The organism is Anaerococcus sp. Marseille-P3625 (assembly GCF_900232825.1).
Taxonomy (GTDB): Bacteria; Bacillota; Clostridia; order Tissierellales; family Peptoniphilaceae; genus Anaerococcus.
In genome coordinates this window covers 25,918-52,638 of record NZ_OCTP01000008.1, presented here as the reverse complement: position 1 = coordinate 52,638, position 26,721 = coordinate 25,918, and the positions used below count along the sequence as shown (strand labels likewise).

Sequence of the window (26,721 nt, the reverse complement as noted above, 5' to 3'; positions counted from 1 at the left end):
TTAATAAAGATAAGTAGAAAGGATGATTAAAATGAGTAGAAAGAAGATTTTAGGATATATTTCTGCTATTATAGGTTTTTTGTTAGTGCTTGCACCAAAATATATAACACCCGTTTGTCCTCCTATGGAAAATGGGATGTTCATGAAATGCCATTGGATGGGAAATATGACTATAGGTATTGGCGCAGTCATTTTAGTATTAGCAATTATTCTTATTGTAGTTAAAGATTCAAAAATATCTTTAGGATTATCTATTTCAAATATAGCAATTGGTATTTTAGAGATACTAAACGCTCATGTGCTTATTAGTGGATGTATGAAAGCCGATATGGCTTGCAGAGCAAAAACCATTCCATTTTGCACATTGTTGGCAGGCATATTGATTTTAGTTAATATTTATTATTTTATGAAAGAAAGACATTCATAATGGAATCAATAATTAAAACTGAAAATTTAAGTAAGAGTTTTAAGAGAGGTTCTAATACACTATTTGCAGTTAAAAATGTAAACTTTACCTTGGAGGAGGGAGATTTTGTCAATATAATTGGCAGAAGTGGTTCAGGGAAGTCAACTTTTTTAAATCTTTTGTCTGGTTTATTAAAGCCGACTGAAGGTAAAATTTTTGCTAAGGGCAAAGATATGAGTGATTTTTCTGATAGAGAAATTAGCAAATATAGGAATGAAATCATAGGTTTTGTGCCACAAAGTCTAGGAACACTTCCAAATTTAAATGTTTTAGAGAATGTGTCTCTTCCTTATTATCTATTTAAAAGAGATGACTCTGCTTATGAAAAAGCAGCTATGCTTCTTGATGAGATGGGAATTTTGCATTTGAAAGATGATTTTCCTAAAAATTTATCTGGAGGAGAGCTAAAAAGAGTGCTGATAGCCAGATCTATGATTAATTCGCCGGAACTTTTGATTTTAGATGAGCCTACAAGTGATTTGGATAAAAACACTACTATGGAGATAATGGATTTATTAAAAAAAATAAATTCTAAAGGTACTGCACTTATTATAGTTACTCATGAGCTTGATATTTTAAAATATGGCAATACACTTTGCCAAATGGAAGATGGAAGTTTAATAAAAAAGGGGGATAGAGATGAATTTATTAAAGAAAAGGGCTAGCATTTTCGCAATGATAGTAATCATGATTACCCTCACTTTCACGTCTGCTTTTGCGGCAGAAACAAAGTATGGTAACTGGGTTGAAGTCGCTGATGCTATGTCAGAACATTTACAAAAGGCCGTGGAAGTTTACAAGCCTGGAGATAAGGATGCTAAAAAAGCAGCCACAGATGCAATTAATGTTGCTTACTTTAAATTCTATGAGAAAATCGGATTTGAAAAAACAACTATGTCTGCAATTTCAGGCCAAAGGGGTTCAATGGTTGAACATCAATTTTACAGAGCAAAAAATTCTATCAAAGAAGATGCAGACCCAAAAGAAGTTAAAGATGAAATTGATGCACTTATAACTTATCTTCATGAAGATGCCAATACTCTTGATGGAACCTCTGGAGATTCTAAGTCCAGTGGTCAAAGTCAAGAAGATGCAAACAGCCTATCAACAGGTCAATTGTTGGAAGAGCTGCTAAAAAGATTTGGTACATTTTTTGCGGTTCTTGGACTTACACTTCGTGAAGGGCTTGAAGCCATTTTAGTTGTAGCTGCCATTGCTGCATATTTATCAAAGACTAATAATAGAATTTATTTAAAAGGTGTATATATTGGAGCCTTGCTAGGCATTGTTTTTTCAGTAGTCCTAGCTGGAGTATTTAATATCATCGCCAATACAGTGGGAGAAGTTGAGTCTGGAATGGGACAAGAAATATTCGAAGGAATTGCGATGTTTCTTGCCGTTATCGTACTATTTTATGTATCCAATTGGATGCTTTCTAAATCTGAAGTTGAAGTTTGGAATAGATACATTAAAAACAAAGTTGAACAATCTGTTTCCAGGGGTAATTATTTTGCCTTATCTTTCACTTCATTCTTAGCAGTAGCAAGAGAGGGTGCAGAACTTATTTTGTTTTTCCAAGGTATGAGAACAGGCATTTCTGATAATCCAATGCATATGTGGATTGGACTTTTAGTTGCCGCCATAATACTTGCAATTGTATATTATTTAATTGCTAAAGTTTCTGTAAGGCTACCATTAAAACCATTCTTTACATTTACTTCTTGGCTAATGTTTATACTTTGCTTGTCTTTCTTAGGAAAGGGCATAGGAGAATTACAAGAAGCAGATGTAATTGGCAGAACTATAGTTCCTTGGATGAATGGATGGTCTGCTGAAGCTATAGGTATATACGATAGGTATGAAAATCTTATTCCACAAATTATTCTATTAGTAGTAACCATTGTTTCTGTTATCTATCAAAATAATAGAAACAAAAAAATTAGAGCTGAGCTTGAAGCCAGCCAAGAAAAAAAATAGGAGGATATCATGTTAAAAAAGAAAAATTTATCTCTTGTTGTTATGACACTTGCGTGTGTATTAATGTTTGCAGCTTGTGGTAAAAAAGAAGATACAAAAGCTAATGATACAGCTAAAACTTCTACAGAAGAAAAAACACCAGCTGAAGGAAACAAGGAAGAAGCAGGAGATGCAAAAGCTGCAGAAGACAAGAAAGAAGCAGAAGATTCAAAAGCTGCAGCTCCAGGAGAAGATGCAGGCTTCGAAGAATTCCCAATTGGCGATGACCATACTGAAGGACCTCTAGTAATCTCAGGTGTATATTTCCAACCAGTAGATATGGAACCGGCAGGAAACTCAATTCCTAAAGAAGAAGCTGATTGCCATATTGAAGCTGACATTACAGCATCACAAGAAGGTGCGACATTAGGTTATGGTGTTGGTGATTTCGTTCCATGGTTACAAGTAAAAGCTTATTTACAAAAGAAAGGTTCAGACCATGTTCAAGAAGTAGCTTTCATGCCAATGAACGCATCTGATGGTCCACACTACGGTGCAAATATTAAATTTGACGAAGGTGTTGGCGTTTATAATGTAAAATTTGAAGTTACTGCACCAGGTAATGACTACTTACTACACGTAGATAAAGAAACTGGTGTAACAGGTAGATTCTGGACAGAACCACTTGTTGCAGAATGGACTGACTTCGAATGGAACGGACCACAATGGTAAAGTTTTAAAAATTTATAATATTTATAAGGGGAATTCATGTTCCCCTTATATACATTTATTGGGGGTGAAATTATTTTAAAAATTTTTATTAAAGTTATGGAGGCGGGAATAGCCTTTTCTCTAATGATCTCTTTAATGCTTGCCTATTATACAACTAAAGAAAGTAAATATAAAAAGTATGTTATTATAATTTCTTTAGTTTTAGGGATAATTGCAGCAATTGTTTCAATAATTATAAGAAATATACCTAATTTTATTAATAGGACAGAATTGAATTTCTTGTCTATGGTACCCATAGTTATCTCGGTACTTTTAATATTAATTTTTATGGTATTTGAAGATAAGATAAATGCTAAAATTTATGATAATTTCATTTCAGCATCGGTTGTTGTTTATCTTGTAGGAATTTGTTTTTATTATTTACCATATGTATTTAACCAATCAAACAAATTTGTATATTATGGCGAAAGTGCAGTTTCAACAATTGTACTTTTTAGGATTTTAGGATTTGTTTTTGGAATAATAATGATGATTTTATCAGGGCTTGCCATATACAAGTCCTCAGTTAAACTTGAAGGTAAAAACTTAAAGATTGTAGTTTTTCTTAGCTTGATATGCTCGGGTATCAGCCAATTTAATATCATAATTCAAAGGTTTTATTCTAAAGGGATTATTCCTAGAAATGTTAACTTTTTTAGAGTTATTGCATTTATAGCTAATCACGAAAATATGTTTTTATTTGCAACAATGTTAATTATGATGGTTATTCCGGTAATGTTATATAAGCAAAATATTAAAGTTAATGAAGATTATAGCAATAGGGCTCAATTAAGAAAAATAAAGTATAGAATGAAGAATAAAAGACATTGGGCAATTTTTTTCCTTGTCGTTCTATTTATTAATACTTTTTCATTAACTGTTGGAAAGGCATATGCTAATAAGGAACAGGCCCTTTCACCACCTGAAGATTATCAGACTGAAAATGGAATGATTGTTATTCCTTTAAGTAGCTTAGAGGATATGCATTTGCACAGATATTTGTATAAGGCAAAGGATGGTGTAGAATTGAGATTTTTCTGCATTAAAAAATCAGAAGGTTCCTATGGAGTTGTACTTGATGCCTGCGAGATATGTGGTCCATCTGGATATTTTGAAAGAGGCGATGATGTTATTTGTAAGTTGTGCGACGTTGTAATGAATAGGGGTACAATAGGTTTTAAGGGTGGATGTAACCCGATACCTTTCCCATACATTGTCCATGATAAAAAGATAAAGATTGATCCAAAAGATCTTGACGCATTGTCTTATGTATTTAAGTAGGAGGGCTTATGTTTTGGAGAATAGTTAAAGGAGCGCTTTTTAGACAAAAGGGAAAGATGGCTCTTATTGCATTTACAGTTGCCCTTGGAGCTTCTCTTGCCACTTCAATGTTAAATACCATGCTCGGTGTTGGAGATAAAGTTAATCAAGAATTAAAGACCTATGGAGCAAATATTAATGTATTGCCAAAGGAAGCTTCCCTTCTTGATGATTTGTATGGCATGCAAGAAAAAGAGGGGCAGGTTCAAAAATATTTAAAGGAATCAGAACTTCCTAACATTAAAACTATTTTTTGGGCTTACAATATTGTAGACTATACGCCATATCTTAACACTTGGGTTTCTTGTAATAATGATTCTAAACATACTAAGATGGTAGGAACATGGTTTAATAATCATATGGATTTGCCTACTGGAGAATCAGTTGATACTGGTATGATTAGACTTAAAAACTGGTGGGAAGTTCAAGGCGAGTGGTTATCAGAAAATGATAGCGATTCAGTTATGCTTGGAAAGATTTTTGCAGACAGAAATGGATTTAAAGTTGGTGATGAAATCCAACTAAAAAGTAATAATTTAGACAAAAAATTAAAAGTTAAGGGTATTTTCTCATCAGGTTCTGATGAAGATGCATTTATATATTCTACTTTAAAAACAGCACAAGAATTTGCTGGAGTTACTGGAGTTGTAAATAAAGTTGAAGTATCAGCTCTTACTACACCAGACAATGACTTAGCAAGAAAGGCTGCCAAAAACCCACTATCTTTAACTATTAAGGAATGGGAAGTATGGTATTGTACAGCTTATGTTTCTGCTATTTGTTATCAAATAACAGAAGTAATGACTGATTCTGTAGCAAAGCCAATTCGCCAAGTTGCAGAAAGTGAAGGAGATATTTTAAATAAGACTACTCTTCTTATGGTTTTAATTACAGTATTAACTTTGATTGGTTCAGGCTTTGGTATTTCTAATCTTATTACAGCATCTGTAATGGAAAGATCTAATGAAATTGGACTTCAAAAAGCTATAGGGGCGTCAAATGGAAGGATAATTTGCATAATTCTTGTGGAAATAATTTTGACAGCGATATTTGGAACAGTTATAGGTTACGGTGTTGGTCTGCTACTTACTCAGATTATTGGTCTAACAGTTTTTGGTTCAGCAATAGCTCCAACAGCTATGGTAGTTCCTATTGTAGCAATACTTATTATTCTTGTTACAATATTGGGTTCAATACCAGCTATAAGATACCTTTTGAATTTAAATCCAACGGAGGTACTACATGGCAGATAAACAAAGTAAAAATAAATTTTACTTAAAAATGATAATGACTTCCTTGGCAAGGAGACGTGCAAGAATGTTAACAGCACTACTTGCTATAGCTATGGGAGCAATAATTATTTCAGGACTTGTTACTATTTACTATGATATTCCTAGACAAATGGGTAAGGAGTTTAGGTCTTATGGTGCAAATATGTTGGTAATTCCCACTAACCCTGATAAAAAAATTACCAATGAACAGTTAGATGAAATTAAATCGTTAATTCCATCAGGAAAGCTTGTCGGTCAGGCACCCTATATTTATACAAATGCAAAAATTAATGAACAACCTTATATGCTTGCAGGTACAGATTTAAAGGGAGCGAAAGAAAATTCTCCATACTGGCTTATTGATGGTTCATGGCCTGAAAAACCTCGAGAAGTTTTAATAGGTAATGAAGTTTCAAAGGCTTTGGAATTAAAAAAGGGAGATAAAATTATTATAAATACTCCCAAAGTTAATGGAGAAGGTTCTATAGATACTAATTTTGTTGTTTCAGGAGTTGTAACAACAGGTGGTAAAGAAGAAGAACTTATTTTTATGGGTATTGATGATATTTCACAGCTTGTTAAAGACAAAAATTTTGATGTCGTAGAATATTCAGTAGAAGCTGAACAAAATGAACTTTCAAAAATAGTATCAAATATTTCACAAAAGGATGGATCTCTAACTCCACAAATGGTAAAAAGAGTTACCGCCTCACAAGATATAGTTTTGAATAAATTACAAGCTCTTGTCTTCATTGTAACGATAATAGTATTATTCATAATGATGATATGTGTATCCACAACAATGATGGCAGTTGTAACTGAAAGGCGTAAAGAAATAGGTCTTAAGAAAGCTTTGGGCGCAACAAATTCGTCAGTAATCGTTGACTTTTTAGGTGAAGGAGTATTTTTAGGGGTTTTTGGTGGACTTTTAGGTGTTGCATTAGGATATGTATTTGCCAATAGAGTAAGTATTTCGGTATTTGCTAGAAAGGTAAGTTTCTTGCCTCTTTTAGTACCTATTACAATTATTGTCTGTATAGTAATAACTATAGTTGCATCTTTAATACCAGTATCTAAAACTGTTGATATTGATCCAGCTTTAGTGCTTCGTGGAGAATAGAAAGGAATTTTATGGATATATTAAAACTCGTAGACGTTTCAAAAATTTATGGTGAACTTAAAGCCCTTGACAAAATCAATTTAACTGTAGAAAAAGGCGAATGGATTTCTATAATGGGTCCATCAGGTTCTGGTAAAACAACAATGATGAATATTATTGGTGCCATGGATAAACCTTCACTTGGCGAAGTTATTTTGGATGGTGAAGATATAGCAAAAAAATCACCTAAGGAACTAACAGTTATTAGAAGGGATAAGATAGGACTTATTTTCCAACAATTTCATTTAGTTAATTATTTAAGTGCTTTGGAAAATGTAATGATGTCACAATATTATCATTCTATGCCAGATGCACAAGAAGCAATGGAAGCTTTGGCTGCAGTAGGTCTTGCTGATAGAGCCAAGCACTTACCCAACCAATTATCAGGTGGGGAACAACAAAGAGTATGCATTGCTAGAGCTCTTATTAATCATCCTACAATACTTTTAGCCGATGAACCCACAGGAAATTTGGATGAAAAGAATGAATATATAGTTCTTGACATATTTGAAAAACTTCATAATGCAGGATCAACAATTATTGTTGTAACTCACGACCCTGAAGTCGGTGAAGAATCTGAAAGAATGATAACTCTTGAACATGGTAAAATTTCAAAAGAAGAAAAAATGAAAAGAAAAAGACCAGTTCTTGATTCTGTAAAAAAAGATGATAAACTTAAGGAGTTTATATGAGAAAAATTTTAAATTTATTAATAATTTTTTCTTTGGGACTTGTCCTAGTTGCTTGTGGAGGAGATAAAAAAGAAGAAGCTCCAAGTGTAAGCTATAAGGACGGCACATATCATGGAGAATCTGCCAAAGATGAAAGAGGCGGACTTGTAAAAGTGGATATAAGTGTTAAAGACAATAAGATTGAATCTTGCACAATGCAAAACATTGATGGAGATGGAAAAGAAAAGGATGAATCTTATGGTCAAAGCCAAAATGAAGGACTATATAAGATAGCCCAACAAGCCATAAATCTTGCAAAGTCATACCCAGATAAATTAGTGGAAAAAGGAAATCCTGAAGGAGTGGATGTTATTTCGGGGGCAACAGAAACCTACAAGCAATTTATCGAAGCTTGCAATAATGCTCTTGATAGTGCAAAATAATGAAAGATTTATACACAATTAATTTAGCAAAAAAAAATATAGAAAATAAGAAGACAAGATCAATTACCTTGATTTTTCTTGTAGGAATTTTAACTTTTATTTTATTCATGTCATCATTTATAATTTTTTCTCTTAAAAATGGCATGAATTCTTTATCAGATAGGATGGGAGCAGACATTATAGTAGTTCCAGAAGGTTATGATTCCAAAATTACAGGTGCAATATTAAGGGGAGAACCTAATACATTTTTTTTTGACAAGGACATATTAAGTAGGGTAAAAAAAATACCGGGCATAGAAAAAGCTTGTGGCCAAGTTTATCTAGCTACACTTTCTGCTGGATGCTGTTCTTTTCCCATTCAAGTTATAGGAATTGACTTTTCTGATGACTTTAGCGTTAAACCTTGGCTTGAAAAACAGATTAAAACTCCAATTAAAGCTGGACAAGTTGTTGTAGGTGCTAATATTGTGGGGGATATTAATCATAAGGTTAAATTTTTTAATCAAGAATTTGATATAAGAGGTAGGCTTGCAAAAACTGGCATGGGTTTTGATAATTCAGTTTTTATGACAATAGAAGAAACTCATAGATTAGCCAAGGAATATGAAAAGATAATTAATCATCCGGTGGCAAAAAAAGATGATATATCTTCTATTTTAGTAAAAGTTGAAAAAAACAAAGATCCAAAAACAATTCAAAAACTTATTAAAGAAGAATTTAAAAAAGAAAAAGTGTATCCTTTATTGCCAAGAAAAATAATGACACAAGTTTCAGATTCAGCAAAAAACATGCTTGTATATGTGTATATATTGATAGCTTTGATTTGGATACTAGCTTTCTTTATTTTAAGTCTTGTAAATACCTTATCAGTTAAGGAAAGGAAAAGAGAATTTGCAACCATAAGGATATTAGGAGCAACAAAGAAAAAACTCAGTGAAGTTGTTCTTATTGAATCTATGCTAATTAATGGTACAGGTGCAGTCATAGGTTCTGTGCTTTCCTTTGTTTTAAGTATAACTTTCAATAATGTATTTTCATCACTTTTGAATATGCCTTTTTTAAGACCGAATATATTCCTTATGATTTTAATGTTAATAATAGTAATAATTTTGGGAACCTTGTTAGGACCAATATCTTCAATTATTGCTATTAATAAAATAAATAAAGTAGAATTATTATTGATGCAAAGAGATAATGATTAAAATAGGCTCTTTGTCAAATTTTGGGGAGACTTGTTAACTCGAGTCTCTCTTTTCATTTAAAAATAAATACTTAGACGCTAATAGAATATCAAAACTAAAATAAGTAAAAACTATTAAAAATAAACATAGCAAACAAGACTCCTAGGGGTTTTGCGAAATTTTACCATTTTCTTATCCCTACTTACAAGCAATATAGTTTTAGTGCCAAAAATACACCTGAAAAAGAAATAGCTAAATTGACCAATACCGAAAAGATCACCCCTAATTTTTTTGAAATTATAAAACTAAAAGGGATTTGCCACATGGCTGTAACAAACACGACTATAATCCCTAAAAATATTGAAGCAATACTTAATTGCTTAATTTGATTAATTCCAAACAAACTAAAAATAAATGGTATACAAACCACAGCAACACTTAATAGAAAACAGGAAAGAAGAGCATATCCTAATACAACCAAAAGTTTAGAGCTCCATATTTTTCCTTGAGAAACTGGTAGACAACGGATTGCACGAAGTCCGTGCTTTCCGTTATCTATTTTAACAGCTGTTGCACTGATTAATGCGAATGTGGCAGGTAAAAAAACTACATAGTACCAGTTGAATAAATTCAAGGAAAAATAACCTTGTTGAACAATAGCCATTAGTGCTAAGCAAAGAGGACTAGCAATAGCAATTCTTCTTGTTGCAGTTCTTTTTGTTTTCAAGAACTCGGCCATTAATATAGTTGAATTACTCATTGAAACCTCCTTGCTGATTACTAACAACTTTCATAAAAAGTTGCTCCAAATCCATTTTTGAATCAAATGCACCTTGATAACCTAAATGTCCTGATGCAATGATTCCAATATGATCTGCAATATGTTCGACTTAAGATAAAATATGAGAAGACAGAATTACAGTAGTTCCTTGTTGTGAAAAACCTCTAATAAGTTCTCTCAATTCCTTTATTGCAATGGGATCAAGACCATTAGTTGGTTCATCTAGAATTAAAAGTTTTGGATTACTAAGTAAAGCCAAAGCAATTCCTAATCTCTGCTTCATTCCCATTGAAAATTGTCCAGTACGTTTTTTACCTGTATTAGTAAGACCTACAATTTGTAAAACTTCTTGAATTTGCTCTTCTTCAATCCCTAAAGCTATTGATCGTACACGACAATTTTCATAGGCAGTTAAGTTTGGATATAGTGGTGCATTTTCAATCAATGCACCAATTTCAGAGAGATTTGAACGATTCCAAGGATTATTATTGAATATGATGTCACCAGATGTAGGTGTAATCATACCGCAAATCATCTTGAGAAGAGTAGACTTTCCAGCTCCGTTTGGTCCCAATAATCCATAAATTTTTCCTCTTGGAACATTGATATTAACGCAGTCCACCGCTTTTTGTTTCCCGAACTGCTTTGATAGATTTCTAGTTTGTAATATAAAATCATCCATAGTATATTTCCTCCTTATAATTTCTTTACGTATGTAATTTTAGGAGAAAAAAATAAGGAAATTATAAGAATTTAAGAATTTCCATAGTAGGTAGTAAGTGAGTCTTTTATATTAAAACATGAAATAAAAAAGAAGGAAACATGGTATAATATATATGATAATACGTATCAATTTAGTGTCCTGAGGAGGAAATGTTTAAATTGGAAAACGCCTTATGAAGTATATCATTCAACTGAGTTGCACTTAGATTATAAATTCAAGGCATAAAAATCACATCTATATGTATCAACAATTTGTCGAACCGACTTTTGGTTGCATTAAACTATCTGATATTAAAAGGTCTGATGTAAGAAGTTTTTATAACAGATTAAAGAAAGACCAGAGATTGATGGTTTCTACCATAGATTGTGTCCATACTGTCTTACATCAGGTTTTAGAATTAGCAGTGGATGACGAATATATAAGGTTTAATCCGTCTGACAATGCTTTGAAGGAATTGAAAGTGGCTTATCGAAACGAATCTCCGAAGAAAAAAGCCATGACAATAGAAGAACAGGTGCTATTTGAAGAATATTTATCTAATAGTGATGAATATAAAAAATGGTATCCAATATTCATTGTTATGCTTTGGACAGGAATGAGAGTTGGAGAAGTTACAGGATTGCAATGGGACGATCTAGATTTTGATAATGGTCTTATAAATGTAAATAGGACTTTGGTATATTATAGTAAAGGTAAAGGATTAAACAATAGATATGCTATTAATACACCGAAGACAGTATCAGGTAAGCGAAGTATTCCTATGGTTCAAAAAGTAAAAGATGCTTTTCTTATGGAAAGAGAGTTACAAAAGACTTTTGGAATCGAATGTTGTGATTCAATCGATGGATTTAAAGACTTTGTATTTTTAAATAGGTTCGGAAAGGTTCACAATAATGGAACACTTAATAAAGCTTTAAGAAGAATTGTTAGAGATTGCAATTTAAGTATAATGGATAAAAATAAATCGAACTCTAATGATATTCTATTAGTTCCACATTTAAGCAATCACATTTTCAGACACACCTTTACTACAAGGCTTAATGAACAAAATATAAATACAAAAGCAATGCAGTCTATTCTAGGTCATTCTGATATTAGTACAACAATGGATATATATGTAGATGCAACAGAAGATTTTAAGATAGAACAGATGGGAGAATTTGAAAAAGCGATGAAATTTATATTTTAGAATTTACGACAGCTTACGACAAATTTACGACAATTTGCTAGAAATCTATGGGCACTTATAGAGGGTTAGCAAATTGTCGTAAATGGAGAAGTACCAAAAAATAGACTTTTATAGAGATTTAGACAATTATCTAAGATAGAGGGGATTTTCCCAACAATGAAGCCAGTTGGCAAAGAAAAAACTGAAAATTCTGGTCAAGCTTCTAATGAAAATACAAATCAAGAAAGTGGGAAATCAATAAATCTAGATCTTTCAAAAATCAAAGTTGAACCATTATTTGAAGATATGGTTGATTTTGATACATTCTCAAAATCTGATTTTAGAGTTGTAAAAGTTAAAAACTGCGAAGAAGTTCCAAAGTCTAAAAAACTATTGAAATTTACATTAGATGATGGTTCTGAAAAAGAAAGAGTTATTTTATCTGGTATTAAGGAATATTACAGCGCAGAGAGCTTAATTGGAAAGACACTGCTTGCGATTTGTAATCTTCCTCCTCGTAAGATGATGGGAATCGACTCAGAAGGTATGATTATATCTGCAATTTGCGAGTACGACGGAGAAGAAAAACTTAACTTAATAATGTTGGATGATAATATTCGAGCAGGATCAAAATTATATTAAAGAACACGCTAATTATGAAATAACCTGAACCCCAAAATCCAGAATACGGATGGAGGGGTTTTTGTATGCCAAAATACACAAAAGAATTTAAAGTAAAACTAGTAAATGAATATTTGTCTTGCGATTTGGAGCAGTTCCAAGTGGGACAAATAAAAAACCAGGACTATCTCAATAAATACTAACGAAAGCACAAGTATAAAATAGGCTAAAGTGACTTATAAACCTATTTATGATATAATATATCTTAACAATAAAACGGATAAGGGGTAATAATATAGTAATTTCTTATATCCATTATGGCACTTATTGGTAGAAAGAAAAATGAACAAAGAAGACTAAAAAAGAGCTGCAACCTGTAGATCCATTGAAAGAGGTATTAGATATCCTGATTAACTATAGAAATAATATTTATTTAGACAGGAGGAAATAAAGTGAGTCAAGAAAATAAGATAAATCAATCTTGCTGAGGTTCAATACAAAAAACCACTGGTACAGTGGAAGAAAAAGCGAATTGCCCCAAATGTCACAAAATAGGAGAAAAGGTTAAGAATATAACTGTAAAGCATATGGTATCAGAAAACCTTATGGGAAAGGTTGTAGATGAAGAAACTTACTATTTATGTATGAATGAAGATTGTGATGTCGTGTATTATAACTTAAACAATGAAAGAGTTTTTTATAAGGAAGATGTAAAAGTTCCTATATGGTTTAAAAAGGATGCAAATCCCAAATATATATGCTATTGCAACCAAGTTACAGAACAACAAATTATAAACGCTGTTTTATATGATGGTGCAAAGAATATTAAAGATATTATTAGACTTACAGGGGCAATGAAAAATGGAAAGTGCGAAATTAACAATCCTTTGGGAAAATGCTGTAGTCCTTTTATTCAAGAAACCATCAATAAGGCATTAAAAAGCAAACAATAGTTTGCGAAACATAATTTATAAAGTACGTCACAACAGTAATAAAATTAAAAATAATAAAAAACTATAGAATTAAAATTTTAACGGTTCAGATGTAAAAGTCTGGGCCGCTTTTTTATTTTTCCCGGAAATGAGGTCACCTATATGGTAAATGATGAAGTTAATAATAAGGCTATAAATATTGAGATAAAAGTGACTCAGTATTCAGCAAAGGCTATTTTAAAAGCTATGAAAAAGATTATAGAAGATGCCGATGAAAAAAGCCAACCACTTGCAGATTATATTAGTGAAAAAAGAAAAACTAATTCAAGGAAACTTAAGGATATGGTAAAGAAAGGTCAGCTGGAAAATATTGATGAGCAAATCGAAAATAAATTCTATGCTTTTAAGGATTACGCATATAGGCGTAAAATAAATTGGGGGTTTGTTAGAGATAAAGATACAAGACTTTATATTAACAATACAAACTACACAAAAGAAATGAATAATGAAAACTGGAAAAGGCTAGAAGATTTATTTTAATGAGGTGTTAAATGATAGAAAACAATATTCCAAAAGTATTTATATCATATTCGTGGGAAAGCAAAGAACACTCTGATTGGGTTAAATCTCTAGCAGATAAATTGTTAGTAGATGGTATTGAAGCCATAATAGATAGTTATGATGTAAGTCCAGGGGATAGACTTCCAAAATTTATGGAAAGCTCGATAAGAGATAGTGATTATGTAATTATAATTTGCACTGAAGAGTATAAAAGGAAAGCTAATAATAGAGAAAAAGGTGTAGGTTATGAAAGTCATATAATATCTGCGGAACTCTACAATAATCACAATGATAGGAAGTTTATTCCAGTCATTAGACAAGGAGATTTTAATTCAGCTTTGCCTACTTACCTAGATGGAAAACTTGCAATAGATTTAAGAGGTAATCCATTTAATGAAGATTCATATAAGGATCTTATTGCATCAATGTTTAAAGTTAAAAAGAAACCTAAAGTAGGTATAAGACCATATTATGTTGATGAATATGAACCAATAACAATTGAGGGAGAGGATATAAAAATAGTGGGCATTATAACAAATGAAGTTACCTTGCCAAAAAATGATGGAACAAGAGGTTCTGCTTTGTATAGAATCCATTTTAGATTATCTAGCAAACCAACTAGCACATGGTCTGAATTGTTTTTAAGAAATTGGGATTACCCACCAAGTTTTACATCAATGCATAGACCTGGAATAGCTAGAGTTGAATCTGATAAAATCATTTTAGATGAAACAACAATCGAAGAGGTAAAACAATATCATAGAGATACCTTGATTTTGTGTGTAGAAAAAACAAATGAAGAAGAAAAACAATATAGAAGAAGAGAAGAACAATTAAAAACAAAAAAGCAAGAAGAAATAGAAAATCATTATAGAAATATAGAAGATATTTCAAAAGACTTAAAATTTTAATAATGAAACTTTGAAAGGGATAGCAGAAATGTTATCTCTTTTTTATTACAAGAAAGGATACAAGTGAATCTGCCGATGATGATAAATGACTTCTAATTATATGAACTTAATATCATTATTTAATGTCAAAAGTATTTGACATTAAAAGTCTAAGGGTATATAATAATGTCAAAAGAATTTGACATAAGGAGGTCAATATGAATCTTATAAAATTTATTGAATCACATCAAATGTTTGTTTTAGGTTTACTATGGTTGTTTCTGGTTGCTTCACTAGTATGTACCTTAATTATGATAGTGACCTTAATAAGAAAAGGAGATGAAAGAAAGGGATATGTTGTAAGAAAATCTGGATTAACTGCATTAGTGGTTGGGATAATATTCCTAATTTTAAACATAATTTGGAACATTTTCTTTGAGCAAAATTCTAGTATAGGATTTGAAGATAATCCGATAATTTATGTCGGTATAATATCAATAGCCTTTAATATTTCCTACCTAATTAATATGAGGAAGTATAGGTAAGACAAATGAAAAATCACATCAAAGAATTTAGAACCGATAAAGGATTGTTGCAACAAGAATTAGCAGATATATGCGGAGTCACTAGACAAACTGTTAATGCTATTGAAAATAATAAGTACGATCCAACTCTTGAGCTTGCTTTTAAACTAGCAACAGCTCTTGAGACCACTGTAGATGAATTATTCATTTATGAATAAAAATATTGAGTAAAATTTTCTTAAAGTGCCTATGATTTTAGGCACTTTTTGCAGTATGACGGGCATGTTCTAATGCTGGGGTGAAAATCCCTACAGAGCGTAGTTACCAACGAATCTAATAGCGACCCCGAAGTTTTAGGTGGCGACATCTAGGAGAGAAGAACGGGTAGCGAAATCGTGGCTTGACGAACAGGAACAGAATATAAGGCGTAACAGGTGGGCAAGCTAGCTGTAGATAGCAAAGACCCAAAAGGTAACCGTAAACCCAAGGCGTAAATTCTGCAAGTAAACGATGAAAGTATTAGGGCTTATCCCGTGAGGTCTCACTAGCGAAGAAGTAGTAACAACGAATAGTGAGAAGTCAGCAGAAGTCATAGTAGGTGGAAACACCGAAGGACCGAACAATTTAAAAGCACAAGCAAAATGTATGTAGCATAACAAATCTGACAGAGAAAGTAGAAGAAACGTAAATGAAATCAAAATCTTACACCTAAGAAAAAGTTATGTAAGCGGAAAGGAGCAAGTGCACACATGGAAGATAAACTAATCAGTCAAATCCTAAACCCAGAAAACATGCACCAAGCAAAAGTAAAAGTCATCTCCAACAAAGGAGCAGCTGGAACAGACGGCATAAGTGTAGAAGAAATAGATGAATACATCAAAGAAAACTGGGCAGGGATAAGACAAGAAATAATCGAAAGACGCTACAAACCACAACCAGTACTCCGAGTAGAAATCTCAAAACCAAACGGAGGAAAAAGAAAACTTGGAATACCAACAGTAATGGACAGAATAATCCAACAAGCAATCGTACAAGTCCTAACCCCGATAATAGACAAAAGATTTTCTGAAACAAGCTATGGCTTCAGACCAGAAAGAAACTGTCAAATGGCAATAATCAAAAGCCTAGAATATTTAAACGACGGGTACGAATGGGTAGTAGACATAGACCTAGAAAAATTCTTCGACAAAGTGCCACAAGATAAACTAATGAGCATAGTCCATGAGCACATCAAAGCACCAGACACAGAATCACTAATCAGAAAATACCTAAAAGCGGGAATAATGAACAAAGGTATATACGAGAAAAGTGAAATAGGAACCCCACAAGGAGGAAACCTATCACCACTGCTAAGCAACATAATGCTAGACAAACTAGACAAAGAACTAGAAGCAAGAAAACTTAGATACATCAGATACGCAGACGACTGCTTAATATTTGTAGGAAGTAAAGCAGCAGCCACAAGAGTAATGCACTCAATAACAAGATTCATAGAAAAGAAACTTGGCCTAAAAGTAAATGCAGAAAAAAGTAAAATAACAAGACCAAGCAAAATAAAATATCTAGGATTTGGCTACTGGAAAGACAACAAAACAAATCAATGGAAAGCAAGAGTCCATGAAACATCATTTAAAAGATTCAAAGACAAAATGAAGAAACTCACCACAAGAAAATGGTCAGTATCCTTAGAATACAGAATCAAAAAGTTAAATGAAGTAATAAGAGGCTGGATAAACTACTTTAAAATAGCTAGTATGAAAAGTAAACTAAAAAGTTTCAGCGAGCACCTAAGAACAAGACTAAGAATAATCTGCTGGAAAATGTGGAAGGTACCGAAGAAAAGACAATGGGCGTTAAGGAAAATGGGAATAGTAAAAGACCTAGCAAGATTAACATCCTATTGTGGAGATAGGTATTATTTTGTAGCAACGAAAACCTGCTTAGTAAGAGCAATCACAAAAGAAAGGTTAAGCAAAACAGGCTTAATTGACCCTTATGATTACTATATAAGCAGGACATGTGTAAATTAAATTGAACCGCCGTATGCCGAACGGCACGTACGGTGGTGTGAAAGGGGCTAGATCTTAGCCCCTATTCGATTATCTGATTTTAGAGATGATAATATAATATTTTTAATAGTTAATCTTTGAAATGGATAGCAAAAATGTTATCTCTTTTTTATTTTAAAGAAAGGAGTTTTATATGAAAAAATTAGATCAAATAAGACAAGAGTCAAAAGAAATAAAAGACAAAATAGATGACACAGAAGAAAGATTAAGGCAACTAAAAAATCAAGAAAAGAAAATATTAAAACAAGACATAGTAAAAAGAAGAAAAGAAAGAACTCATAGGCTCATAACAAGAGGAGCAATTTTAGAAAGCCTTATAGAAAATGCAGAAGAACTAACAGATGAAGAAATAAAAATCCTATTAGAAGAAGCAACAAAGACAAAAGAATTTAAAGAAACACTAAAAATAATGAGAGAAAATTAAGAAAAATAAAATAATTAAATCTCCCCTAGATTTTCTAAGGGCGCAATTATACACCCTAAAGGGTGCTTGCGTGCCTTTAGAGCCAAACCCTTGCAGAGACCAACAATGGGTCTGCCCCAGCCAATTATCTCCAACGAAAATTTATTTGAGTTGTAGAGATAATTAGGCGAGGGTATTGAAAGTTAAGGGTAAATAAACTCGCTAACACTCGCCCTTTACTTTTAAAATTTGAAATGAAATAAACAATTAAGCCGACATACTGAAACAACAAAATTAATTCAGTAGTCGGCTTTTTTAATTCTATCAGGGTCTGCCCCTGCCAATCATTCACCACGAGCTTGCGAGTGGATTGAATGATTAGGCAAAGGGTATTTCAAAACGCTCATTCACAAAGAGGATATAAAAAATCTTCTAAGCCTCCACCTAAAACAACAAGAAAGAAAGGAAGTGATAAAAATGGCAGACAGTTTTCATTTTTCAGTAAACATAATATCAAGAGGAAAAGGAAAAAGTGCAGTAGCAAGTGCAGCATATATAAGTGGAGAAAAAATAAAAAATGAATGGGACGGAGTAACCCATGACTACACCAAAAAACAAGGAGTAATTAGCAAAGAAATATATTTACCAGATCACGCACCAAAAGAATATAAAGACCGAAAAACCTTGTGGAACTCGGTAGAACTTTTTGAGAAAAATTCTAATGCCCAACTTGCAAGAAACTTCATCATATCTTTACAATGAAGCCAATAGGCTTAGAAAAGGCAGAAAATATGGATTCGTCAAAAGAAACTTACGACAGAAAAAATCGACTTTTCAAAAATAAAAGTTGAACCATTATTTGAAGATATGGTTGATTTTGATACATTCTCAAAATCTGATTTTAGAGTTGTAAAAGTTAAAAATTGCGAAGAAGTTCCAAAATCCAAAAAACTTTTGAAATTTACCCTAGATGATGGTTCTGAAAAAGAAAGAGTTATTCTTTCATGAATCAAGGAATATTACTCAGCAGAGTCATTGATAGGCAAAACACTACTTGCCATAACAAACCTTCCACCAAGAAAAATGATGGGCATTGACTCTGATGGCATGATCATATCTGCAATTTGTGAATATGATGGCAAGGAGTTGTTAAATCTTATAATGTTGGATAAAAATATCCCGGCGGGTGCAAAATTATATTAAAAAATTCCTAAAGACAAACTCATGAAAGTGAGTTTGTTTTTTTATAAATACTTTTTATCAAAAGCATAAAGGGTATCAATATTAAGAGGAGTATTTATGAATGATAAGGTAATTTTATACACAAGGCAACATGAAAATTCTCTCTATGAGCTAAAAAACAAGGGAAGAATTACTAATAAAGAAATATATGTAAGGCTTCATATGCTAGATATCGCACCATATTTTATTGAAAAATACAGACTTTTTGTAAAAATGGCAGAAAAAATCGTCCCAAGACCTGAGGGAAGCGAGTATCCGATTTGGTGTTCTATTAGCAAAAGAAATTGTCTTAGACCAATAGAAAAAGAAGTAGTTTACGAAATAGAAGTTCCAAAAAGTGAAGTCATTTACTTTGACGGAGGCAAGTGGGACTACGTTTTAAATAATATTTATATTCCAAAAGATGAAGAAGATAGGATAAATTACCACAAGGAAATTGATGTTCTGGGAGTAAATGACGAATATAACTTCATTGATGGTAAATATAAGGGAATGTATCCAGAAATCGAAGAAAAAATAAGAAATTCTTGGGATAGGATTTTTCAAATAGATAATTGGTCTGATTTTGTAGTTCAAGCAAATATTTGGAATATCAAAAAAGACTGGGTTCTTAGAATTATAAAACCTGGAGAAAAAATCTAATATTATTAAATTTATTTGACCTTATTTTTTATCTTAGTAAAGTTAAATTATAGATTATTAGAAATTAGAGGAAACGATGAGAAATTTTAAAAAAATTATTTACTTATTCTTAGTTTTTGCGTTTTTAACTTCTTGTAAAAGCGAAAAAAGAGAAAATACCGAAGAAGAAACAACAAGAACTGTTGATTTGATTGAAAATATAGATCAATACGAGAAAACTTTGGCAGAAGAAAAAGCTAAGAAAGAAGAGAAATTAGCAAAAAAAGAAAATAAAAAAGAAGAAAAAGAAGAAAAAATAGAAGATAAAAAAGAAGACCAAATTGCGGAAAAAAAGGAAAGCAAGATAGCAAAAGTTAGGATAAAAGTTTTTGGAGATATAATGGCAAATACTATCCAAAATCAATACGCTTTCAACAAAGGTGCTGGAGCTTATGATTATTCAGATTCCTTCGCCTTAATCAAGGATTATGTAAGCGACAGCGATATTTCAATTGCAAATTATGAAACTACAACCAATCCAAACCTTGCCTACGCTGGTCATCCTAGATTTAATACACCAGAAGCTTATCTTAAAGCCATAGCAGATGCAGGATTTGATATTGTAACAACAGCAAATAATCATTCGCTAGATTCTGGCATCGAGGGGATTACTACAACTATCGAAGCTATAGAAAATTGTGGCATGGACCATGTTGGCTCAATGAGAGATGAATCTGAAAAATTGTTGATTAAAGAAGTTAATGGAATAAAAATTGGATTTTTATCCTATACTTATGGAACAAATGGCATAGAAAACTTATTTATCCCTAGAGAGGAAGTTAAAGAATTAAATTATTTGCATCCAGAAAAAATAAGAGCAGACATAGAAGAAGCCAAGGATAAGGGAGCTGATTTTGTCGTTGTCTATCCTCACTGGGGCATAGAATATCAAAATCAACCTACAGAAGATCAAATAAAATTAGCAAGAGATATGGCTGAATGGGGAGCAGATTTGATTATCGGCAATCACCCTCACGTAATCCAACCTTTTGAAAAAATCGAAACTTTAGATGGCAGAACTGCTTTTATAGCCTACGCTTTGGGCAATGTAATAAGCTACCAACTTCAAGAAGTAACAGGAAATATAAGATCTGAGCAATCTGTAAGCTATGATATAACCTTAGCAAAAAATTTCACTGAAGATAGGACAAGTATTGAAAATATTGAAGCAAATCCTCTATGGACAGGGATTACTTACAATGACTACGGTGGAAATGTCCAAACATATTTGGCAAGCGAATATCTTGACGGTGGAGCAAAATATGACCAAGTAAATGAAGTTCAAAGAGCGCGAATCAAACAAGCCTATGATATGACAAATGAAAGCCTTAACAAAGGAGTGATTAACTAGTGGGATTATTTACATCATTTGAATTAAAAATCCTAGATGCAATACAAAATCTAAGAAATCCATTTTTAGATGGCTTGATGGTAAATATTTCAAGTCTAGGCAATGTTGGAATAATATGGATAGGATTTATAATAATAATGCTTGGAACAAAAGAATACAAAACCACCGCAAAATTAATCATAGTGGCATTCTTGGCAAATTTGATAATAGTTAATTTGTTAGTAAAAAACATAGTTGATAGAACAAGGCCCTATGAGCTAGTAAATAATTTCAAATTACTAATTCCGCCATTATCAGACGGATCATTCCCATCTGGCCATTCTTCCTTTGCAGCAAGTTTTGCATCAATAATATTTTTTATGGGAAAAACAAAACTAATTAAATATTTCCCCCTAACACTAGCAATCCTTATAGCCTTTAGCCGCTTATATCTCTATGTGCATTTTCCAAGCGATGTAATCAGCGGACTAATAATTGGTTTTCTAATATCTACTTTTACAATGAAACTTTATTTTGAAGGTAAGTTAAAAAAATTAAATTTATCTTTTTACAAGTAAAAAATATGTGGTATAATTAATAGGTAACTATTAAGCCGGTGTGTTGGAATTGGCAGACGAGACAGACTCAAAATCTGTTGTCCATCTGGGCGTGTGGGTTCGAGTCCCACCACCGGCACCAATATTTTTAAAAAAACGTTGATTAATCAACGTTTATTTTTTTTAATAAATATTAATATCGTATGGATTTATGGATCAAATAATTTTATTATCCATTTTTTTTGATTGTTTCAAATATTTGCGTAAAAGCATTTATCAAAATATAATTATTTTAATTCACTGATTCGTGTATATATCAAAACTTTTGGAGACTTTTATAAATCTAATGTAAGAAGGCTTTTAAGAACTGAGACGGCTTATGTTAAAAGTCAAGCTGATGTAGAAATGTATAAGACTCTTGAAGTCGAGGAATACGAAATATTGGCGACTCTTGATAGTAGAACTAGTGAAATTTGCCAGGGCAAGGATGGCTTGCATTACAAGGTTGATGAGATAGCTGTGGGGGTTAATTACCCGCCGTTTCACCCTAATTGTAGGACTACAACTATTAAGTATAATCCAGACACCGAGGGCAGAACAAGGCTTGCTAAGGACAAAGACGGTAAGAATGTGAAAGTGCCTTTTGATATGAAGTATTTTCAATGGAAAAACAAGTATATAAATGGGTATAATTATAATAGAAAAGAAAAAACATACGATAATGTCTATTTTAGCATTCATTCTGACAAGATATATAATTATTTATTAAAGAGTAACACCGAACATTATAAAGAATTTAAAGATGTGGGGTTTAACGAGGCAAATGTTGATCAATTGTTGGATCAATTATTTATTGGTTTTGCTAAAGGCGATAGAGTGTATGACAGAGATAATAAGTATCTACATGAAAATTTCTACATTAGAATCGATCTTGGAGTTGAAAATAAAAAGAATTTTAAAACAGTATGGGGAGTTCAAAGGAAAGGAGATAAGCCAAAGTTTATAACAGCTTATAGAAATAATGAAAAAGATTGATGAATTTGAAAAGGTTAGAATAATTAATAATGGAATAATTGGAACAGTGGTTGATATTTCAAAAATTAATGGAGATAATGTTTATTTAATTGAAAGTAATACAAAAACATATGACATAGATGGCAATATTGAATATAAAATATATGATTGTAAAGATGGAGAGATAGAACCAATTAATAAATAATACAAATGCTAATTGAGGTTGATTAATAGATACAAATTTTAATATTTAAATTAGACGGTTTAAAACCGTCTTTTTTTGTGCTTAATCGTGAGTTAATCGTGTGAAAGTAATACAAAACAATTAAATATCAACAAATTAATCGTGCGATGATCGTGCGATTTTTTTATTGTCTTTTACTTGATAGACGTAAAAGAATCATGGAGAAATAAAAAAGTCATACGGACTATAAATGGAGGTTTTTATGAAAGATTTGTTGCTTAAAAGATTTGATTTACAAAGATTTGCCGAGGGAGGAGAAGATCCTAAGACAATAGATATTCAAATCGCAGGTCAAGATGAAACTAAGGAAGAAGAAGTTAAAAACTACAGTCAAGAAGAACTTAATAAAGCGATTGAGGAAGCGGTTGAAGAAGCTAAAAAGGGACTTTTAACAAAGGATAAGGTCAACGAAATAGTCGAGGCTAGAGTTGCTGAGGAAAAGAAAAGGGCAAAGATGACCGCTGAGGAAAGAGCCGAGGAAGAAAGGGCAAAGACTAAGTTTTGCTAATAAGGATTTCAAAATATTAATAGACAATATTCCATTTGCAAAATTACATATTAAAATTTTAAAAAAATTATAAACAAAATTTTATTAAGCTCATAAAGTTAAATTTTAAAATAATCTACTTAATTTTCTTTTGACAATCAGGACAAATTCCTGAGAATTCAAAATTGTGGGCTTTTATTATAAAGCCTGTTTCTCTTTCAATTTTTTCTTCCAAATCGTGGATTGGGCAGCTTTCTATTGTGTATTTTTTGTGGCAAATATTGCAAGTTATAAAATGTTTGTGATCACTAGTATTTAGCTGATAATAATTAATTCCGTCTATATTTGTAGTTTTTAACAAGACATTTTTTTCTTCTAAAATATTTAGATTGCGGTAAATTGTTGAAATATCCATATCGCTATTTTGTAAAAGTTTATAAATATCTTCAGCTGATGTAGGATTTGCTTGATTTTCTATGATTTCTAGTATTAATTTTCTTTGTTTCGTCACTTTTAGATTTTTGTTTTTTAGTATATTTTCTATGCTCATAAGTACCCTCTAATTTTATTATACATTTATTTGACAGAGATAAAAATTAATATATAGTTATAAATGCAAATCACTTGCAACAAGATTTTTTAGGAGGAATTTATGAAATTTAAAAATATATTTTTGATTTTAGCCTTATCTCTAGCTTTCACAGCTTGCAATAATAGCAAAGATATGGCTAATAATGATAACAAAGTTACTAGTGATGAAAATGCTACAAAGGTAAATGATAAAGAAGAAAAATCTACTATTTACGCTTCATTTTATCCAATTTATAATTTAACTAAGCAAATTGCAGGGGATAAATTCGAGGTAAAATCTTTTACCAATCTAAAAACTGAAAGCCACGATTGGGAGCCATCTGCAAAGGATATGGCAGAAGTTTCTAAGGCAAAATTGATGTTTATCAATGGAGCAGGTATGGAAGAATGGGAAGATTCCCTAAAAAATTCAACTGACATTGAATTAGTTAATACTAGCAAAGATATAGAATTGATAAAAGCTAGTGAAGAAGACGATCACGATCACGACCATGAAAATGAAGATACTGACCACGATCACGACCATGAACACGAAGATGCTGACCACGATCACGACCATGAACACGAAGACGCTGACCACGATGAGGATCAAGACCATGACGAAGATCACGACCATGAAGATGCTAATGAAGAAGAACATCATCACCACCATGGTGAATACGATCCACATCTTTGGTTAAGTCCAAAAAATGCAATTTCCCAAGCAAAGGTAATAGCAGAAAAATTATCAGAGATAGATCCTACTAACAAGGATTATTATATGGATAATTTTAAGAAAATTGAAGATGAATTAGAAGCCTTAATAGCTGAGTATAAAGAAAAATTTGATGAATGTGAAAATAAAAATTTCTTGGTAAATCACAAGGCTTTCTCATATTTGGCAAAAGATTTTTCTCTAAATCAAATAGCTCTTACAAGCCTAACATCAACAGAAGAAACTGATGCAAAAACTTTGAAAGATGCAAGCTTAAAAGCTAAAGAGTTAAATATCAAAACAATTTTTTATGAAATGGGTTCATCAGATAAAAATGCCAAGACTTTGGCAGATGAAATAGGAGCTGACACAAAGCCGCTAAATACTCTTGAATTGGCGACAGATGAAAATATCAAAAACGACACTACTTATCAAGAACTTGTAAGAGAGAATTTAGAAGCAATTTACCAATCTCTTGTCAAATAATATGAATATTATAGAAATAAAAAATTTAAAATTTTCCTATGATGACAAATTACTTTTAGACGACATTAATCTTGTGCTAGAAAATGGAGATTTTCTGGCAATTAGTGGGGAAAATGGCAGTGGGAAAACAACTTTAGTAAAAATTTTAACCAAACAATTAAAAGTAAAAGATGATATGGTGAAAATTTTGGGAGAAGATATAAATTCATTTGATAACTTTGATAAAATTGGCTATGTACCACAACTAAATGAATCGTCAAATATCACATTTCCCCTTACTTGTAAGGAATATGTAGTCCTAAATTTATACAATAATTTCAACAAGTTCAAAAGACCTGGCAAAAAAAATCTAGAAAAAGTCGACGATATTTTTAGAATCTTAAATATAGAAGATTTGAAAGATAAAAGTTTTAATAAATTATCAGGTGGCCAACAGCAAAGAGTGATGATTGCAAGATGTTTGGTAAATAGTCCGGATATTTTGATTTTGGATGAGCCGACAGTTGGCATTGACCAGGCAAATAAGGAAGATTTTTTGAATTTGCTAAAACATCTAAATAAAAAGCATGGCATAAGTATAATTATCATAAGTCATGAGATGGAGCTTATAAAAAATTACGTTAGTAAAATTGTGAAAATCCAAGAAGGTAGGTTAATAGATGCTTGAGTTTGCCTTTATGAGAAGATCTCTAATTGTAGGAATAATGCTTGCAATAATTATTCCTATGATTGGAATTATAATGATAAATAGAAAAACTTCAATGATTGGCGATGCTTTAAGCCATAGTTCGCTGGCAGGAATTGCCTTGGGCCTAATATTAAACATAAATTTGCTTGTATCTTCACTATTAATTTGTATTTTTGCAAGTTTTGCCATAGAAATATTAAGGGCAAAATTTCCCAAATATGGGGACATGGCAACAGCAATTGTAATGAGTACAGGAATTGCCATAGCATCAATTCTTTCAGATTTTTCGCCGGGTGGAAATAGTTTTGAATCCTTTATTTTCGGTTCAATAACAACCGTTGGAAATGAAGATCTATTTATAGTTTTGCTGGTTTTTATTTTGGTAGTAATAAGCTCGATTTATCTTTACTACGCACTTTTGTATACATCGATAAATCCAGTTTTGGCAAGACTTGCTGGGGTAAATACTAAAGCAATTAACATTTTATTTACCTTTATTACAGCTCTTACCGTTGCAATTTCAGCAAAAACTGTAGGTGCTTTGATGATTACATCTCTTATGTCCATACCAGTTGCAACTTCTATGATAATATCAAAATCCTACAAGCAAATGTATGGAATTTCCATAATATTGTCGGTATTTTTTATGATTTCTGGTATAAGTTTAAGCTATTACTTGGGTCTAAAACCAGGTGGAGCAATAGTTATAATTGCAATTATAACATTTTTGCTTGTTTCCTTAATAAAATATTTAAAAAATAATTTGAAGAAAGTAGGTTAAGGCCTACTTTTTTCT

28 protein-coding genes, 1 tRNA gene and 5 pseudogenes are annotated in these 26,721 nt (G+C 31.9%); 31 read left to right on the top strand and 3 right to left on the bottom strand.

The genetic code is table 11. The features are described 5' to 3' along the window. Positions 1-31 precede the first annotated feature (31 nt). The 10 genes from CS884_RS00360 to CS884_RS00315 are packed head-to-tail and all read left to right on the top strand — an operon-like array spanning position 32 to position 9,259. The gene (locus CS884_RS00360) at positions 32-427 is read left to right on the top strand and encodes a DUF4418 family protein (protein WP_099320155.1); all 396 of its coding nucleotides are present in this window, start codon (positions 32-34) and stop codon (positions 425-427) included. Beyond that, the gene (locus tag CS884_RS00355; protein ID WP_099320154.1) at positions 427-1,131 is read left to right on the top strand and encodes an ABC transporter ATP-binding protein; all 705 of its coding nucleotides are present in this window, start codon (positions 427-429) and stop codon (positions 1,129-1,131) included. The genes CS884_RS00360 and CS884_RS00355 overlap by 1 nt, the downstream gene beginning before the upstream one ends. Next, positions 1,106-2,443: an FTR1 family protein gene (locus CS884_RS00350; RefSeq protein WP_099320153.1), complete on the top strand. Its 1,338-nt coding sequence runs from the start codon at positions 1,106-1,108 to the stop codon at positions 2,441-2,443. The genes CS884_RS00355 and CS884_RS00350 overlap by 26 nt, the downstream gene beginning before the upstream one ends. Before the next feature lie 9 nt (positions 2,444-2,452). Then, positions 2,453-3,154: an iron transporter gene (locus CS884_RS00345; protein WP_099320152.1), complete on the top strand. Its 702-nt coding sequence runs from the start codon at positions 2,453-2,455 to the stop codon at positions 3,152-3,154. Positions 3,155-3,190: 36 nt separating this feature from the next. Beyond that, positions 3,191-4,474, top strand: coding sequence for a DUF2318 domain-containing protein (locus CS884_RS00340; RefSeq protein WP_099320151.1), 1,284 nt, complete (start codon positions 3,191-3,193; stop codon positions 4,472-4,474). A gap of 8 nt (positions 4,475-4,482) precedes the next feature. Then, a complete protein-coding gene (locus tag CS884_RS00335; RefSeq protein WP_023055694.1) occupies positions 4,483-5,766 on the top strand; it encodes an ABC transporter permease in 1,284 nt (427 codons plus the stop codon). Next, on the top strand, positions 5,756-6,904 hold the full coding sequence (locus tag CS884_RS00330; RefSeq protein WP_099320150.1) for an FtsX-like permease family protein: 1,149 nt from the start codon (positions 5,756-5,758) through the stop codon (positions 6,902-6,904). Before CS884_RS00335 ends, CS884_RS00330 begins: the two co-directional genes overlap by 11 nt. 11 nt (positions 6,905-6,915) lie before the next feature. Beyond that, a complete protein-coding gene (locus CS884_RS00325; RefSeq protein WP_099320149.1) occupies positions 6,916-7,635 on the top strand; it encodes an ABC transporter ATP-binding protein in 720 nt (239 codons plus the stop codon). Continuing rightward, the gene (locus CS884_RS00320) at positions 7,632-8,057 is read left to right on the top strand and encodes an FMN-binding protein (protein ID WP_099320148.1); all 426 of its coding nucleotides are present in this window, start codon (positions 7,632-7,634) and stop codon (positions 8,055-8,057) included. The genes CS884_RS00325 and CS884_RS00320 overlap by 4 nt, the downstream gene beginning before the upstream one ends. Further along, a complete protein-coding gene (locus CS884_RS00315; protein ID WP_099320147.1) occupies positions 8,057-9,259 on the top strand; it encodes an ABC transporter permease in 1,203 nt (400 codons plus the stop codon). The genes CS884_RS00320 and CS884_RS00315 overlap by 1 nt, the downstream gene beginning before the upstream one ends. A 181-nt stretch (positions 9,260-9,440) precedes the next feature. Here the strand turns inward: CS884_RS00315 and CS884_RS00310 are convergent, their stop codons facing one another. Both CS884_RS00310 and CS884_RS00305 read right to left on the bottom strand, forming a co-directional pair. Beyond that, entirely contained in the window at positions 9,441-9,998 is a 558-nt protein-coding gene (locus tag CS884_RS00310; RefSeq protein ID WP_257875711.1) for an ABC transporter permease, read from the bottom strand. Beyond that, positions 9,991-10,701, bottom strand: a pseudogene (locus tag CS884_RS00305) (lantibiotic protection ABC transporter ATP-binding protein). Before CS884_RS00305 ends, CS884_RS00310 begins: the two are co-directional and overlap by 8 nt. A gap of 265 nt (positions 10,702-10,966) precedes the next feature. On the opposite strand from CS884_RS00305, the pseudogene CS884_RS00300 reads away from it, so the two are divergent. The 18 genes and pseudogenes from CS884_RS00300 to CS884_RS00210 form a co-directional block, all read left to right on the top strand. Then, positions 10,967-11,932: pseudogene (locus tag CS884_RS00300) on the top strand (tyrosine-type recombinase/integrase); the annotation flags it as partial. Between the two features lie 144 nt (positions 11,933-12,076). Then, a pseudogene (gene metG / locus CS884_RS00295) lies at positions 12,077-12,553 on the top strand (methionine--tRNA ligase subunit beta); the annotation flags it as partial. 449 nt (positions 12,554-13,002) lie between these two features. Next, positions 13,003-13,485 carry a Csac_0668 family 2Fe-2S cluster-binding (seleno)protein gene (locus CS884_RS00285; protein ID WP_219350570.1) on the top strand — a complete coding sequence of 161 codons (483 nt, stop codon included), beginning with the start codon at positions 13,003-13,005 and terminating at the stop codon, positions 13,483-13,485. Positions 13,486-13,626: 141 nt separating this feature from the next. Then, complete coding sequence (locus CS884_RS00280) at positions 13,627-14,004, top strand: hypothetical protein (RefSeq protein WP_099320145.1); 378 nt, start codon at positions 13,627-13,629, stop codon at positions 14,002-14,004. Positions 14,005-14,015: 11 nt separating this feature from the next. Continuing rightward, positions 14,016-14,936 (top strand): toll/interleukin-1 receptor domain-containing protein, encoded by a 921-nt coding sequence (locus tag CS884_RS00275; RefSeq protein ID WP_099320144.1) that lies wholly within the window; start codon positions 14,016-14,018, stop codon positions 14,934-14,936. Positions 14,937-15,133: 197 nt separating this feature from the next. Then, positions 15,134-15,460 (top strand): hypothetical protein, encoded by a 327-nt coding sequence (locus tag CS884_RS00270; protein WP_099320143.1) that lies wholly within the window; start codon positions 15,134-15,136, stop codon positions 15,458-15,460. A 5-nt stretch (positions 15,461-15,465) separates the two neighbouring features. After that, positions 15,466-15,657: a helix-turn-helix transcriptional regulator gene (locus CS884_RS00265; RefSeq protein WP_009430407.1), complete on the top strand. Its 192-nt coding sequence runs from the start codon at positions 15,466-15,468 to the stop codon at positions 15,655-15,657. 531 nt (positions 15,658-16,188) lie between these two features. Further along, positions 16,189-17,469 carry a group II intron reverse transcriptase/maturase gene (gene ltrA, locus CS884_RS00260; RefSeq protein WP_099320142.1) on the top strand — a complete coding sequence of 427 codons (1,281 nt, stop codon included), beginning with the start codon at positions 16,189-16,191 and terminating at the stop codon, positions 17,467-17,469. Positions 17,470-17,641: 172 nt separating this feature from the next. Beyond that, the gene (locus CS884_RS00255) at positions 17,642-17,932 is read left to right on the top strand and encodes a DUF3847 domain-containing protein (RefSeq protein ID WP_099320141.1); all 291 of its coding nucleotides are present in this window, start codon (positions 17,642-17,644) and stop codon (positions 17,930-17,932) included. A gap of 456 nt (positions 17,933-18,388) precedes the next feature. Then, positions 18,389-18,667: pseudogene (locus tag CS884_RS00250) on the top strand (MobA/MobL family protein); the annotation flags it as partial. Continuing rightward, positions 18,667-19,114: pseudogene (locus CS884_RS00245) on the top strand (lysine--tRNA ligase); the annotation flags it as partial. The pseudogenes CS884_RS00250 and CS884_RS00245, both read left to right, overlap by 1 nt. A 96-nt stretch (positions 19,115-19,210) precedes the next feature. Continuing rightward, entirely contained in the window at positions 19,211-19,795 is a 585-nt protein-coding gene (locus CS884_RS00240; protein ID WP_099320140.1) for a DUF3841 domain-containing protein, read from the top strand. Positions 19,796-19,871: 76 nt separating this feature from the next. Then, positions 19,872-21,185: a CapA family protein gene (locus tag CS884_RS00235; RefSeq protein ID WP_099320139.1), complete on the top strand. Its 1,314-nt coding sequence runs from the start codon at positions 19,872-19,874 to the stop codon at positions 21,183-21,185. Next, the gene (locus CS884_RS00230; RefSeq protein ID WP_257875710.1) at positions 21,185-21,742 is read left to right on the top strand and encodes a phosphatase PAP2 family protein; all 558 of its coding nucleotides are present in this window, start codon (positions 21,185-21,187) and stop codon (positions 21,740-21,742) included. The genes CS884_RS00235 and CS884_RS00230 overlap by 1 nt, the downstream gene beginning before the upstream one ends. A 34-nt stretch (positions 21,743-21,776) precedes the next feature. Next, a tRNA-Leu gene (locus tag CS884_RS00225) sits at positions 21,777-21,863 on the top strand. 158 nt (positions 21,864-22,021) lie between these two features. Then, positions 22,022-22,756, top strand: a complete 735-nt coding sequence (locus tag CS884_RS00220; protein WP_099320138.1) for a minor capsid protein — start codon at positions 22,022-22,024, stop codon at positions 22,754-22,756. After that, positions 22,743-22,940 carry a hypothetical protein gene (locus CS884_RS00215; protein ID WP_099320137.1) on the top strand — a complete coding sequence of 66 codons (198 nt, stop codon included), beginning with the start codon at positions 22,743-22,745 and terminating at the stop codon, positions 22,938-22,940. The genes CS884_RS00220 and CS884_RS00215 overlap by 14 nt, the downstream gene beginning before the upstream one ends. Before the next feature lie 241 nt (positions 22,941-23,181). After that, positions 23,182-23,487 carry a hypothetical protein gene (locus CS884_RS00210; protein ID WP_099320136.1) on the top strand — a complete coding sequence of 102 codons (306 nt, stop codon included), beginning with the start codon at positions 23,182-23,184 and terminating at the stop codon, positions 23,485-23,487. A gap of 115 nt (positions 23,488-23,602) precedes the next feature. Here the strand turns inward: CS884_RS00210 and CS884_RS00205 are convergent, their stop codons facing one another. Next, positions 23,603-24,016 carry a Fur family transcriptional regulator gene (locus CS884_RS00205; RefSeq protein WP_099320135.1) on the bottom strand — a complete coding sequence of 138 codons (414 nt, stop codon included), beginning with the start codon at positions 24,014-24,016 and terminating at the stop codon, positions 23,603-23,605. Positions 24,017-24,118: 102 nt separating this feature from the next. Between CS884_RS00205 and CS884_RS00200 the strand changes: the two genes are divergently transcribed. Genes CS884_RS00200 through CS884_RS00190 form a run of 3 tightly spaced genes read left to right on the top strand, consistent with a single transcriptional unit; the run spans position 24,119 to position 26,706 of the window. Continuing rightward, the gene (locus CS884_RS00200; protein ID WP_099320134.1) at positions 24,119-25,237 is read left to right on the top strand and encodes a metal ABC transporter solute-binding protein, Zn/Mn family; all 1,119 of its coding nucleotides are present in this window, start codon (positions 24,119-24,121) and stop codon (positions 25,235-25,237) included. A 1-nt stretch (position 25,238) separates the two neighbouring features. Then, positions 25,239-25,904, top strand: a complete 666-nt coding sequence (locus CS884_RS00195) for a metal ABC transporter ATP-binding protein (RefSeq protein WP_099320170.1) — start codon at positions 25,239-25,241, stop codon at positions 25,902-25,904. Then, positions 25,897-26,706, top strand: a complete 810-nt coding sequence (locus tag CS884_RS00190) for a metal ABC transporter permease (protein WP_099320133.1) — start codon at positions 25,897-25,899, stop codon at positions 26,704-26,706. The genes CS884_RS00195 and CS884_RS00190 overlap by 8 nt, the downstream gene beginning before the upstream one ends. Positions 26,707-26,721 lie beyond the last annotated feature (15 nt).

Bases quoted from the DNA above. Each gene is read 5' to 3' on its own strand.
- CS884_RS00200 (WP_099320134.1), top strand. From the start codon at position 24,119: ATGAAATTTAAAAATATATTTTTGATTTTAGCCTTATCTCTAGCTTTC.
- CS884_RS00275 (WP_099320144.1), top strand. From the start codon at position 14,016: ATGATAGAAAACAATATTCCAAAAGTATTTATATCATATTCGTGGGAA.
- CS884_RS00350 (WP_099320153.1), top strand. From the start codon at position 1,106: ATGAATTTATTAAAGAAAAGGGCTAGCATTTTCGCAATGATAGTAATC.
- CS884_RS00355 (WP_099320154.1), top strand. From the start codon at position 427: ATGGAATCAATAATTAAAACTGAAAATTTAAGTAAGAGTTTTAAGAGA.
- CS884_RS00195 (WP_099320170.1), top strand. From the start codon at position 25,239: ATGAATATTATAGAAATAAAAAATTTAAAATTTTCCTATGATGACAAA.
- CS884_RS00190 (WP_099320133.1), top strand. From the start codon at position 25,897: ATGCTTGAGTTTGCCTTTATGAGAAGATCTCTAATTGTAGGAATAATG.
- CS884_RS00330 (WP_099320150.1), top strand. From the start codon at position 5,756: ATGGCAGATAAACAAAGTAAAAATAAATTTTACTTAAAAATGATAATG.
- CS884_RS00265 (WP_009430407.1), top strand. From the start codon at position 15,466: ATGAAAAATCACATCAAAGAATTTAGAACCGATAAAGGATTGTTGCAA.
- CS884_RS00335 (WP_023055694.1), top strand. From the start codon at position 4,483: ATGTTTTGGAGAATAGTTAAAGGAGCGCTTTTTAGACAAAAGGGAAAG.
- CS884_RS00280 (WP_099320145.1), top strand. From the start codon at position 13,627: ATGGTAAATGATGAAGTTAATAATAAGGCTATAAATATTGAGATAAAA.
- CS884_RS00210 (WP_099320136.1), top strand. From the start codon at position 23,182: ATGAAAGATTTGTTGCTTAAAAGATTTGATTTACAAAGATTTGCCGAG.
- CS884_RS00315 (WP_099320147.1), top strand. From the start codon at position 8,057: ATGAAAGATTTATACACAATTAATTTAGCAAAAAAAAATATAGAAAAT.
- CS884_RS00320 (WP_099320148.1), top strand. From the start codon at position 7,632: ATGAGAAAAATTTTAAATTTATTAATAATTTTTTCTTTGGGACTTGTC.
- CS884_RS00255 (WP_099320141.1), top strand. From the start codon at position 17,642: ATGAAAAAATTAGATCAAATAAGACAAGAGTCAAAAGAAATAAAAGAC.
- CS884_RS00340 (WP_099320151.1), top strand. From the start codon at position 3,191: ATGTTCCCCTTATATACATTTATTGGGGGTGAAATTATTTTAAAAATT.
- CS884_RS00240 (WP_099320140.1), top strand. From the start codon at position 19,211: ATGAATGATAAGGTAATTTTATACACAAGGCAACATGAAAATTCTCTC.
- CS884_RS00205 (WP_099320135.1), bottom strand. From the start codon at position 24,016: ATGAGCATAGAAAATATACTAAAAAACAAAAATCTAAAAGTGACGAAA.
- CS884_RS00310 (WP_257875711.1), bottom strand. From the start codon at position 9,998: ATGAGTAATTCAACTATATTAATGGCCGAGTTCTTGAAAACAAAAAGA.
- CS884_RS00360 (WP_099320155.1), top strand. From the start codon at position 32: ATGAGTAGAAAGAAGATTTTAGGATATATTTCTGCTATTATAGGTTTT.
- CS884_RS00325 (WP_099320149.1), top strand. From the start codon at position 6,916: ATGGATATATTAAAACTCGTAGACGTTTCAAAAATTTATGGTGAACTT.
- ltrA (WP_099320142.1), top strand. From the start codon at position 16,189: ATGGAAGATAAACTAATCAGTCAAATCCTAAACCCAGAAAACATGCAC.
- CS884_RS00215 (WP_099320137.1), top strand. From the start codon at position 22,743: ATGAAAAAGATTGATGAATTTGAAAAGGTTAGAATAATTAATAATGGA.
- CS884_RS00235 (WP_099320139.1), top strand. From the start codon at position 19,872: ATGAGAAATTTTAAAAAAATTATTTACTTATTCTTAGTTTTTGCGTTT.
- CS884_RS00345 (WP_099320152.1), top strand. From the start codon at position 2,453: ATGTTAAAAAAGAAAAATTTATCTCTTGTTGTTATGACACTTGCGTGT.
- CS884_RS00270 (WP_099320143.1), top strand. From the start codon at position 15,134: ATGAATCTTATAAAATTTATTGAATCACATCAAATGTTTGTTTTAGGT.